This is a genomic window from Deltaproteobacteria bacterium (assembly GCA_016931625.1).
In the GTDB taxonomy this organism is placed as follows: domain Bacteria; phylum Myxococcota; class XYA12-FULL-58-9; order XYA12-FULL-58-9; family JAFGEK01; genus JAFGEK01.
The window spans coordinates 1-11,494 of record JAFGEK010000060.1; the positions used below are offsets into that span (position 1 = coordinate 1).

Sequence of the window (11,494 nt, forward strand, 5' to 3'; positions counted from 1 at the left end):
AGAGAGTTTTACTTAACTCCTCGTCATTCCTACGAAAGTAGGAATCCAATTCCGATAAAAGTGAAAAATGAGACTAAGAGTCAGCCTTAAGACGGTGGATAATCAGTAACTGTTCTTAAAATCTATATTTATGGTTTTAGAACAGTAGGTTTTTTAGTGCATTTTGTTGCGGAGTTGCAATGCACAGAATATGGGATTTTTTGTACTATACTAAAATTATTTGTTTTTAAGTCAGTTTGACCTAAAATAATGTCATCACTTTGCAAAAGCACTATCATACCACTATTAACTGTGTGCTTAAAAATAAAATCATAATTTTCGAGTTTCCCTATATATTTAATATAATCATGTTTTCTTTTATTGGGTTTTAAATTGAAAGCATATTCTTTTAACTTTTGCCCTTCAAAAAAATACAAATGATATATTTTATTATCATCACAAGAAACTTGCAACACAGCATGTGTACCACATTGAATATGAGCTTTACCTTGGTCTTGCATAATTTCTTGATTCTCGCCGTAAAGCGATGCTTCACAAACCTTGTCGATTTTGTCGCTTAATATTTTTTGCCACTGACTATTAGTTTTTGCTGAAACAGCTACAGACCATAAAATAACTGAAACCACCATAAAATATCGATTCATTGATAATGACCTAGTAGGTAGTAATTTTTTTTAATCACACAGTTGCCTAATTGCGCTCAAAAGTAATAATCAATACCGCATGACTACTTTTATCACTATTATCGGCATTTCACTATTAATTATATTTCATGAACTCGGGCACTATTTAGCTGCGCGTTTTGCTGGCATGCGGGTCATTAAATTTTCTATTGGTTTTGGCCCAACACTACTAAAACATCAAATAGGCGAAACTATATGGCAGTTAGCCGTTATACCCTTTGGTGGTTATGTACAAGTCCAAGGCATGGGACCAGAGGAAGAACAGCAAAATGATGGTCGGGGATATAATGATAAGCCACGTTGGCAGCGCGCCATAATGCTAGCTGCAGGTCCGGTTACTAATTGGATAATTGCCGCTCTCTGCCTTACGATTTTAGCTATTGCAGTAGGTTTACGCGATTATTCTAATCCAACTACTGAATTAGGTGTGGTTGAGTCAGAAATGGCTGCCGGCAAAGCTGGCATACAAGCTGGTGATCGTATTACTGAGATTAATGGGGTTGTGGTAAATGATTGGGAATCTTTAGTGCAAGAAGTTCGTAAATATCCTGAAAAGACTGTACCGTTTGTTTATATCCGCCAAGGCAAAAGTTTTACAGTTGCGGTTACCCCTAAAGCCAGTAGCAATGGTGAATACGGAATTATCGGCATACAACCAGCCGCTAAATTAGTTACTTATGGTTTTTTTGATGGCATAGCTGCTGGTATCGTAGCGACTGCAAAACTTACTGCTAATCAAGCAAGCCTTTTATGGGGAGTAATTACTGGTAGCCAAGAAGGGCATCTCTCGGGCATTCCAGGTATTGTAAAAACCTTATCCGCGCAGGCAAAACGCAGCCTAACCCAGTTTTTTGAAACGTTAGCTACCCTGTCAATTGTATTATTTATCCTTAATTTAGCACCCATCCCCTCACTTGATGGCAGTCGTCTAGTTTTTCTTGGTATCGAATCACTACGGCGTAAACCGAATAATAATTTAGTAGAAGGTTGGGTGCATGGTATTGGTTTAATATTATTATTAGGCCTTATTTTGGTTATATCAGTGCGTGATCTCCTTTAAAAAAATTATTCATCCTCAGCACGTCGTACAAATGGCAACGGAAAAGGCATTAAAGAAGCCAATTTTCTTAGCGGTTTTCTTATAGCGTAAACTGCCGATCGAGCTGCAGCCCAAGCTGGAGCAGGTTTTATAACCACATGTGATGCTTGTTTACGTAGTTTATGACGCGCTTTAACTTCATAAGCAAAATTGTCAATGATCTCTTGGTCAACCGGATCACCATTAAGTGATAGACTTAATGAAAGCAGGCCTTCACGTTCAGCGACATGAAAATATTGTGATTCTGCAATTTTGTTAGGCATGCACTCAAGTGGTCCGGTGCTAACCACCGCATCAATGCGACCATGTCGCCATTCATGAATAGGACCACCTAATGTTAGTATGGTCTCAACTTCGAGCCTTTTGCGTACGTATGGTGATGCTGCATTAAGTGCTTGTTCAACAGTTAATTGAGGAGAAAAACCCATCCGTTGGGCGACCGTAGCATAGCATAAATACTGAATACGTTTGCGTATTATACTGGCTATACGTTGGTTTATTCCACTTTTAAGATTCTCAAACCAACCAACAAAGTCAGAATATTCAATCCATTCATTCATCGGTGCAAGTCGCGCACGAATACCACGTTCGGCTAATCGATCAATGATAAAATCATTAGCAAAGGGATCACAGCGAACATAAATTTCACCAACAACTAATACCTCAGCAAGGTCACGCTTCTCTTTAACTTGTGCAAATTCTACGGCGGCACGTGCGAGTAAATCAGTAAGACCATACAAACGACCAGATGCCACTTCGGCTAAAACTCGAGCAGTTGAGAGATCACCGGCGCCAATTCTTTTTAGAGCTTGATTTAGCTCAGTAGTATATCGACTATATATTGTACGGGCAGCACCTTGATGACTCTCAGACGGACGAGCATCGTGGTATGCCGCCAATAATAAATCAGCCGCCATAAATGTTGAGAAACAAATAGCGGTAAAACCACCTGGAAGATCTTCAAAATAATTGCTAAAAGGTGGCGACCATACTCGTACACGCTTATTTAAACCCAAACGTTCAAGCACAATTTTATGCAACGTTTTATAAGCGCCAAAGCGACACGGACCGCGTGATCCAGGCATAAGAAATGCGAAACGCTGCTGCGAATCTCGTTCTTGTTCAATGCGCTGCAATAAACTACCTAGCGTGATCGTCATTGGCACGCATTCTTTACCAGAAGTATAACGACGACCAATATTAAGCGCCTCGCGATCAGGTTGTGGTAGCGCTTCAGCGCGAATACCAAAACCAGTCAAAGCTGCGGCTATCGGCTCGGCACCTGGCCCCATGCGTGGAATTAAAACTATCTCATTACTACCGATAAGCTCTCGTGGGCGAACTCGCTGTGCTTCAATTTTTTTCAGTTGCTTTGGCTGCTTATTACATTTAATACCCTTAGAAGCAAACTCAAAATCTTGACGCACACAATGTAAAAATGCTTCAACACGTGTTTTGGTTCCGGCATCTCCTGAGTGCCCATCAGTTTCAATAATGGCAAAAGGCTTGCCCTCCATAATATAAGAGTAAAAATGCATGGTAAAACTATCAGGGCCACATGAATAGTTTGAACAAAACAGGCTATAAATACCGACTTTATCTCTAATTTGATGTGCCGCACGTAATATACGTTGTCCATAAGCCCAAAACATATCGTGAAAAGTCGGGACTTCATCATCAATAGGATAACAATCGATAGGTATTGCTAACACTCCTTGTTCGCGCAAAATGGTAGGCACATTGGAGTTTAATACTTGATTATATATAGTATAATTTCGCCCTAAAACAACTACAGGGATAATATCATTTTTCACACAAAATTCTAATGCCTGCTTGCCATAATCTAACAATTTTGCATCAAATGCTAATTGCACTTTTCGTGCGGCATAATAGGCACTCCTCCATGTAGTTTGATCCGTAATACCCAAAGCAGCAGCGGTATCACTACAACTTGCTAACAGTACATCAGCATCAAGATTACCCGAACCAATATCAATAACCGGAGAACAAAGCTTGGCCTTAAGTTTTGGTGCTAAATCTAAAGCCAACATATCAGGTGCTGCTTGCACCACTGGGCAAGTTACCGCCAATGGCTCATTCTTTACTCGTGGTAAATGCCGAATCATTGGTGTAAAAACATAATCGGGTAGGCTATCAAGCATCTGTGCAAATAAACCATGGTACTGCTGCATCGGTGCACAAAATGCGACATTCCCCCCAGCAATACCACGTTTAAGCGCTTTACGGTCTGCACCACGATGGGTGATAATATTAAATCCAAGAGCTTCAATAAATGTTGCAAAAAAAGGATAAAGCCCTTTGAGTTGAAATTCATCGGTCATAGCTACTGTTGGCCGACCTTGATGCCTACCAACTCGTGCAGCAATATCGTCGATCAACTTATCACGTTGCCTAAATGGGTCTGGCGAAAGATTAGGCAATTTGCGTTTACGTGTTCCTTTGTCGTAAAGAGAGCAACTACCTCCCCAGTTAAAATTCTGACGTTCACTACCTACTTCGGTACAAATGCGATCAATGCGACATTTATTACCAGTGCCACCACAGCCAACTGTTGATTTGCAAATAAAAGTATCTTTGCTAACTAGTTTAGCACTAAGAAAACGTGAAAGGTCTATCGCCTTTTTTACCTGAGCTTTTTGCGCCAGCAATGCAATACCGAGTGCACCAACCATTCCAGGGCTTGGCGGAATAATAACCGTAGCATGAGTTTGTCGCGCCACTGCTGCCGCTAAGGCATCTGAGGCAAACGGCATACCTTGACAGAAAATCACGTTACCTACTGAACGCGAGCCTTTCACCCGGTTGAGGTAATTTTGCATAACTGCATCGTAAAGTCCGGCTATAATCGCGTCTTCGTCAACACCTGCCGCTACAGCTTCATCAATAATTTCGGCCATAAACACGGAACAGTGCTGCCCTAAGGCAACACCATCGGTTGCATGCATGGCTACATCGCTTAAATCGGCAACTGATTTGATATTAGCAAAACGCTTTCCTTGCTCTTCAATAAATGAACCTGTCCCTGCACTGCAGGCTTCATTCATTGCGGCATCAATAACTCTACCTTCATCAAGGCGGATATACTTTGCATCTTGGCCACCGATTTCAAAAATAGTGTCAACGCGTTTATCGTAAAACAGGGCACCTTGTGCATGGGCGGCAATTTCATTTATTACGTAAACCGCTTCATGACCGTAACAAGTAGTCAATAAAGACCCAACAATGTCGCGTCCGCTACCAGTAACACCAAAACCCATTACCTTATGATGAGCTGCTTCACCTTCACAAAATGCTCTAATCAAATTTATGGCAGCGCCCACGGGGTTACCATTGGTACGTTGATAACTTTCCCATAACACTTGTTGTGATTGAATTGCGATAGCTACAGCTTTTGAACCCGTTGAGCCGATATCTAGACCAATTAATATATCACAGCTATCTATGGCTGCGTTAAGTGATGGGCGTGTTTGCCGCTGTACTCGATTAAGAGAAAGTGACAGAGCCGGTAAGCGCTCAAGAGTTGATGTGTGCGTTCTAACGATCAATGAATCAAGGGCTACTATTGGGGATGTATTCTCGGCCGCTATTAATGCACAACCCAAGGCTTCAAGATAAAGAGTGTAATCAAGCTCAGTATCACGCAAAACCATATCATGAATTTTACAAAAATGACGAAAATTCTCGCGTACTCTTTGTGAGCGACTAACACCTCCGCAAAGCATTAATAAAGGTGGACTTACATATGGTTTAATTAATACCTGAACATTCTCACAAACCGCATCAAATAGGCCTGCTAAAATTTTCGCTTGTGACTCACCGAGATTAGCTAAATGGGTCATATCTGTCTTTAAAATGACCGGACAACGCCCAGAAAGAGGCGCAGGATCAGTAACACCGTCAACTAAAGTAGCAGCCTGCTCAATAGTTACATTAAAACGTTCGGTTAATTGCCGCAAAAAGTTGCCGGTACCTTGAGAACAGCGCGAGTTTTCGCGAAACACGGTATTGCCACTATCTCGCATTTCAGCAACACAAAAGCCATGGCTACCTATTGATACAACCGTGCCAGGCTCATCGCCATGCAAATAACGATAGCCGGCAGCAATAGCTTGTTTGGGTGGAACACGAGTTAACGCAATTTGACGCGATAGGCGTCCGGTTACAGTGGCGCCTTTTACATTGACAAAATCCCATTGCGAAAGAATATCGCTGATCACCTCACCCGGGCGTTTATTATGCTCGCGGAGTTCTTTGCGAGTCCATTGCAATTTAGTTTTATCACCAACAAGTTCAACAACTTTCACGCTCTCGGCGCCGATATCTATTCCTACGAAACGGGTCATAATTTCTCCCTGAGAGCAAAACATAATTGCAACTGCCGATTCATTAAAAAATCGGTTGCTTTTAACCATGCTACTACTGCCTATTTAGGGGGTGTCCCTAATTTTTTTGTAATCTTGCTTCGCTTATAGACTGCGTTAGAATGAAATTGTTGAAACCACCTGGGCTATGCCCACGAGTGCCACTACTGTAGCTGCACTAATAACTATTTTGCGATCAGCTGCTAGCCATAAAATACACCCAACAACTGCCAAAGTCGCACCTAATGCAATACTGATTGGGAAATTTCCAATTGAAATGCGAATGACATGAAAATTTAATGCGACTTCTAAAGAACTTGCAATGACCGCAACAATAGCAATCAAACGCTGCGTTGAAAGTAGCAATAAAACAACAGAAGAAACTAATGCCGCTACAGCAAATAAAGTCGATGCTTGGTGCATAAATTAGCCGATACTGCATGCTGGGCTGAGTAGTCAATGCTAAGTTGCCAAATCAAATATTTTAGCTTTTTATAATAAAAAGAGCATAGTACTAAAAAACACTCTGCCCTTTTTGTACAAATCAATTTACCCTGTTAATTTAACTAGTTAGCCTCTGATGCAGTTACGCTTTGAAATAGTTCATCTGGGGTTTTAGCTATTGCTACTCTAGGTAGCTCAATAGGTGCACCTACTTGAGCTAAAAACGAACCCTTAACTTCACCACGCTTAAAAGTAGTAAAAGCTATACGATACATACCGCGCACTATAGATTTAAGGGGATCATCTGGCGTGGAAGTAATTCGCATTAAAGAATTATACTGATTGCCACCTGGATTTTTCGGCATCTCGGCACTATCATCATTATCGCCCAAGTTCACCCATTTCATACATGGTTTGGTGATATCACCGGGAGAAAGTGCTGTTAGGCAACGTTCAACACGCACCCAAGTGTCGAAATAATTGGTATCATCATCTACACCTTTTTTAGCGTATGCCTTAGATATAAAATCGCCTTTTTCAGGCTTGGTGAAACCAGCTACAGGCGAAAGCATTCGTACACCAATTTCAGGAGCAACTACCGGTATCCATAGATACAAATAGTACATTTTTTTGCCTTCACGTAGCTCATCTGCTTCTGAGCCAGGCTCAATATAGCCGAAATAACTAGTAATACTGGCATAAGGTATACGAATAGTTTTGTTATGTTTGACCTGTTTACCTAAGTCGGCACTAAATTGAGGTAAACCACCACAACTCAATGTAAACATAAGCATTAAACAACTATAAAAACTTATTAAGCAACGCATAAAATTCCCTTGGTTATGTAGTTTGTAATCCTACATAACTTTTAAAAAATGTCGAGGTGGTCATGTTGCTCTTTAAAAATTAATGCGTCAAGGCATGCGTATATCAGCTTGCCAAAATCAAATATTAGTGATGACAAAAGAAAAAAATAAAAGTGGAGAAACGACAATTATTCTCATTAGCGCAACAAAAAACCCCCCAGCCCCGTGGGCTGATGTACCATTAAGTAAATGGAACGATTGGCAGTGGCAATTGCGTCATCGTCTAACCAATGCGAATGATTTAGCAACAGTAATCAAACTAAGTGCAAATGAAATTGAAGCTTGTAAGCGTGTTCCTTTTGCTTTGGCGGTAACGCCTTATTACGCTTCATTAATAAATACTACTGCAGCTTTGTGCCCCATTAGACGACAAGCCATCCCCAGCACTGAAGAACTAATTATAAATCAGGAAGAGCTGGAAGACCCTCTTGCAGAAGAAACTCATATGCCGGTTACAGGCTTAACCCATCGTTATCAAGATCGCGCTTTGTTATATCTGACCCACAACTGCCCAGTATATTGCCGCCATTGCAATCGTAAACGTAAAGTCGGCGATCCATCTTCAGCACTGAAAACTATTGAATTGCATGAAGCCCTTAATTATTTAAAAAGACACTATGAAGTACGCGATGTTTTAATTTCTGGGGGTGACCCATTAACTATAAATGATGATCGCCTAAATAGCTTGCTTCATAGTTTACGTGCTATTGAACACCTAGAAATTATTCGCCTTGCCACTCGTACGCCAGTCACTTTACCTCAACGAATTACTAAAGAGCTTACTGACATAATTGCCAAGTACCATCCGATTTATGTTAATACCCACTTTAACCATCCTAGTGAATGCACCAATGAAGCAGCACAAGCCTTAGAGCAATTAGCTAATGCTGGTTGTGTTACCGGCAATCAAATGGTTTTACTTAAAGGTATTAATGACGATCCAACAATTGTTACCAAATTAAATCATTGGTTACTACGTCATCGCTGTCGTCCTTATTATATTTTTCAAGCTGACTTAGCCCAAGGTATTGCCCATTTTCGCACACCTATTTCTAGCGGTCTTAAAATTCTTGCTGCCTTACGTGGCCACACCAGTGGTTTGGCGGTGCCACACTATGTTGTTGATTTGCCCGGTGGTGGCGGCAAAGTAGACTTAAGTAATAACTATCTTGTAAGTCATAAAGGTAAAACTTTAGTTTTTAATAACTATGAAGGACACCACTTTAGTTATGAAGAGGGATAATTAGTGTTGCGGTTAGGCCTTTTTTTTATAGCAATAACTATTTTTAGTTTATTAACTATCTCGATAGGCGCTGCAAAAGCACTATTAGTAAAAGCTTTTATCTCCGGACCTGGAAGTACCATCGATGACCAGGCACAAAAATGGCATCAAAATTATAAAGACAATGGCGACTATAACGAAAGTTGGTTCTTTATCGTTCATACTAATGATGGTGGTTTGTTAATCGCCACAGTATATATCACTAATCTCGGACTTAATACTTTCGATGCTGGATATGACATCGCTTATTATGACAGCAAAGGCAAATTTGCAAAATGCCACCAAGAGTATTCATGTAAACATATTCGCACCGCAAAAACAGGGTTTGATATTCAAATTGGACGTTCACACATCTATAAACAAAACGGTAATTATCATCTCTGGGTTGACGAAGCAGAGTTGGGCTTAGATCTTATACTAACTCCAGAATTACCGGCGCATCAATTTGGTAACGGTCAAATTAAACTACCCGATAAAAAATTTTTCGCACTTGGCCTAAATACTCCAAGAGCGCGTGCTGCCGGTTCTTTGCATGCACAAAATATTACCGCCAACCTTGCAGGACTTGCGCAACATGATCATAGCTGGGGTACTGAAAAACTTCCGACGCTTTTAAAACGCTGGCAAACATTAAGAATCTTCTCCCCAGAATTAACCTTGATATTGTATGATCAAAAACTAAGTGATGAGTATAATAATATGCGAGTGCAAACAGGTTTATTCGTGGTGCACCATGGCAACAATAAAAAATATGATCTAGTTTCGTTAAATTCTTTTCAATATCTACCTCAAAAAATGCGACGTGAGCCTAATTCTGACTATGAATATCCCACCACCATCACAATATCTGCCGCAGGTGGTAATTATAAAATACAAGGAACTATCAAGCAAAGCCGTTTTCTTGATGCGGTTGATGTTTTAAGTGAAATCTCTTGGCCGGTACGTACTGCGATTCGCATTTTTTACGCCAAACCATATTGCTTGCGTTATTTTGGCGATTATCAATTAGACATTATTAAAGAGAACAAAACGACCAAACATATTAGCGGCACGGCTATTCTTGAGGCAAATATTTATAATTAATTTACCGATTAAAATAGCCGGTAATGCAGTAATAGCTTAAGTATATTCTCATACATGTGCAATACTAACCTATCTTTTCTTCTAAATATAATTTATAACAATTACTTTCACTAAGCCATAGCATCATCGCGATAATTTTCGCACCAATGCGCTATTTCATCAAGCATAGCAAAACATTTGCGATATTGTTTTTTAATGTAATTAACCGCGCTTTGATAATTGTTATTAGATTGCGGTGGCGTGGTTGCATTAATATGGGTTTTATTTTTTAAGTCTTTGAAGTCAATGCGTCTTGAATAGTTGCCACTGGTAAAAAAAGTTGTAATTCATTTGATGGTAGAGAAACAAACCCAAATTGCTCATAATAGCGTTTAGCCTCTTGGTCTTTAGCATCTACAAACAGACCTATCCCGCCAGCCTTGTTAAAAATTTCGAGAAATTTTTCCATGGCCGCAACCAGCAAGGTTTTGCCGAAGCCTTGCTTTTGGCAGGTTTTAGCGACTGCTAACCGACCAAGCCTTACCCCAGCCACATCGCGAGGCAGCTTTTTGGCTTGGTCTGACGAAAGCGACACCGATTTTATCTGGCAAAGATTGAGAGAAAAGAAGCCTAGAATAGGCTTTGGGTTTAGCGCGTCCTCATCCACTAAAACAAATGTTTTTGAAATGCCCCTGCGTGCGCGTTGCTTTGCAGTTTGTTGTAGATACACATTGAGTGGTTCGCTTCCACACTCAAATCCAGCTCGATCATGAGAATCCGCTAGCGCTTCGATTTTAAGCACGCTTCATGCCTTTAAAAACTTTAACCGCATCCTTAAGACGCTTGTTAGGCTTTGGTGGATGGTCGAGCAAAAATAAAACTTTTTTAGCATCTTTTTGCGATAACTGAATAAGCGCTTCACGCTCTAATATACGTTGTGCTTCCTGATACGCAGCTTGTACCATAAACTGATTAACGGTTGCACCCAGAAGTTCAGCCGCTTGTTCGAGTGTCATACGAACATTGTCTGAAACACGAGCCGTAATCCTTGTTCGGGGTTCTTCAATAATGTGTGGCATGTGTACATGGTGCCATTTTGGCACCAGTTAGTCAATAATTTAATATATTCATTAAATATATTCAGGAATAATGGGCAGCGTAGTTTATAAAACAGTGTCCCTATGAGCCTCCCTATGAGCCCTCTATGAGCCCTATGAGCCCCGTATTGTTTTTACGTAGCGAAGAACACTAGGATAAGCGCCACTAAAACCATGATCATCAACCAGGTCGTGCCAAATAGCTTTGGCGTTGCGTCCTTTTTGCAAACTCTCTGCAATGAAATCGTGATAAGGCACGAACTTGCTGGTTTTGTGCGGACACGATGACTTTGGTGGCTCTAAATCACTGTTAGAGTCAGTGATCACCTATATGGCCGCTTTTGATTTTAGAGCTTGTGGTTGTAAGTTTGTTAGCGCTGGTAGTGGTTTCTTTAAACGACCTCGCCACCCAGATTTACGGATAGGGATACCAGCAGCTTGAAGATAAGCTGATGCTGTTTCTCTTCTTACACCGGTTTCTCTTTCAATACGGCGTAATGACCAGCCGAGACGACCAAGTGCTAAAATTTGTTGTTGTTTTATTTCGCTCAAAACGTTGCTCATTATCGCGCTAGGTCA

At 40.7% G+C, this 11,494-nt stretch carries 11 protein-coding genes; 3 read left to right on the forward strand and 8 right to left on the reverse strand.

What is annotated here, in order from left to right:
- Positions 1-128: 128 nt before the first annotated feature.
- The gene (locus tag JW841_05245; protein ID MBN1960330.1) at positions 129-644 is read right to left on the reverse strand and encodes a hypothetical protein; all 516 of its coding nucleotides are present in this window, start codon (positions 642-644) and stop codon (positions 129-131) included.
- A 79-nt stretch (positions 645-723) separates the two neighbouring features.
- Between JW841_05245 and JW841_05250 the strand changes: the two genes are divergently transcribed.
- Entirely contained in the window at positions 724-1,743 is a 1,020-nt protein-coding gene (locus JW841_05250; GenBank protein ID MBN1960331.1) for a site-2 protease family protein, read from the forward strand.
- A 5-nt stretch (positions 1,744-1,748) separates the two neighbouring features.
- Here JW841_05250 and JW841_05255 read toward each other — a convergent pair whose 3' ends face one another.
- From JW841_05255 to JW841_05265, 3 genes are all read right to left on the reverse strand, one after another.
- On the reverse strand, positions 1,749-6,146 hold the full coding sequence (locus JW841_05255) for a CoA activase (GenBank protein ID MBN1960332.1): 4,398 nt from the start codon (positions 6,144-6,146) through the stop codon (positions 1,749-1,751).
- Positions 6,147-6,281: 135 nt separating this feature from the next.
- The gene (locus tag JW841_05260) at positions 6,282-6,587 is read right to left on the reverse strand and encodes a hypothetical protein (GenBank protein MBN1960333.1); all 306 of its coding nucleotides are present in this window, start codon (positions 6,585-6,587) and stop codon (positions 6,282-6,284) included.
- A gap of 143 nt (positions 6,588-6,730) precedes the next feature.
- On the reverse strand, positions 6,731-7,396 hold the full coding sequence (locus tag JW841_05265; GenBank protein ID MBN1960334.1) for a hypothetical protein: 666 nt from the start codon (positions 7,394-7,396) through the stop codon (positions 6,731-6,733).
- A 169-nt stretch (positions 7,397-7,565) separates the two neighbouring features.
- On the opposite strand from JW841_05265, the gene JW841_05270 reads away from it, so the two are divergent.
- Together JW841_05270 and JW841_05275 are read left to right on the forward strand one after the other, a co-directional pair.
- Positions 7,566-8,717, forward strand: a complete 1,152-nt coding sequence (locus JW841_05270) for a KamA family radical SAM protein (protein MBN1960335.1) — start codon at positions 7,566-7,568, stop codon at positions 8,715-8,717.
- Positions 8,718-8,720: 3 nt separating this feature from the next.
- The gene (locus tag JW841_05275) at positions 8,721-9,839 is read left to right on the forward strand and encodes a hypothetical protein (protein ID MBN1960336.1); all 1,119 of its coding nucleotides are present in this window, start codon (positions 8,721-8,723) and stop codon (positions 9,837-9,839) included.
- A 268-nt stretch (positions 9,840-10,107) separates the two neighbouring features.
- On the opposite strand, the gene JW841_05280 is transcribed toward JW841_05275, so the two are convergent.
- The 4 genes from JW841_05280 to JW841_05295 all read right to left on the reverse strand — a co-directional run bounded on the left by JW841_05280 (position 10,108) and on the right by JW841_05295 (position 11,479).
- Positions 10,108-10,620, reverse strand: a complete 513-nt coding sequence (locus JW841_05280) for a GNAT family N-acetyltransferase (GenBank protein MBN1960337.1) — start codon at positions 10,618-10,620, stop codon at positions 10,108-10,110.
- Positions 10,613-10,897, reverse strand: a complete 285-nt coding sequence (locus JW841_05285) for a DUF1778 domain-containing protein (protein MBN1960338.1) — start codon at positions 10,895-10,897, stop codon at positions 10,613-10,615. Before JW841_05285 ends, JW841_05280 begins: the two co-directional genes overlap by 8 nt.
- Positions 10,898-11,029: 132 nt before the next feature.
- On the reverse strand, positions 11,030-11,242 hold the full coding sequence (locus tag JW841_05290) for a hypothetical protein (GenBank protein MBN1960339.1): 213 nt from the start codon (positions 11,240-11,242) through the stop codon (positions 11,030-11,032).
- Positions 11,243-11,479 carry a hypothetical protein gene (locus JW841_05295; GenBank protein MBN1960340.1) on the reverse strand — a complete coding sequence of 79 codons (237 nt, stop codon included), beginning with the start codon at positions 11,477-11,479 and terminating at the stop codon, positions 11,243-11,245. It lies immediately after the preceding gene.
- Positions 11,480-11,494 lie beyond the last annotated feature (15 nt).

What these genes read in the sequence shown, in the direction of transcription:
- JW841_05245 (MBN1960330.1), bottom strand. Translation starts at nt 644, where the DNA reads ATGAATCGATATTTTATGGTGGTTTCAGTTATTTTATGGTCTGTAGCT.
- JW841_05250 (MBN1960331.1), top strand. Translation starts at nt 724, where the DNA reads ATGACTACTTTTATCACTATTATCGGCATTTCACTATTAATTATATTT.
- JW841_05255 (MBN1960332.1), bottom strand. Translation starts at nt 6,146, where the DNA reads ATGACCCGTTTCGTAGGAATAGATATCGGCGCCGAGAGCGTGAAAGTT.
- JW841_05260 (MBN1960333.1), bottom strand. Translation starts at nt 6,587, where the DNA reads ATGCACCAAGCATCGACTTTATTTGCTGTAGCGGCATTAGTTTCTTCT.
- JW841_05265 (MBN1960334.1), bottom strand. Translation starts at nt 7,396, where the DNA reads ATGTTTACATTGAGTTGTGGTGGTTTACCTCAATTTAGTGCCGACTTA.
- JW841_05270 (MBN1960335.1), top strand. Translation starts at nt 7,566, where the DNA reads ATGACAAAAGAAAAAAATAAAAGTGGAGAAACGACAATTATTCTCATT.
- JW841_05285 (MBN1960338.1), bottom strand. Translation starts at nt 10,897, where the DNA reads ATGCCACACATTATTGAAGAACCCCGAACAAGGATTACGGCTCGTGTT.
- JW841_05295 (MBN1960340.1), bottom strand. Translation starts at nt 11,479, where the DNA reads ATGAGCAACGTTTTGAGCGAAATAAAACAACAACAAATTTTAGCACTT.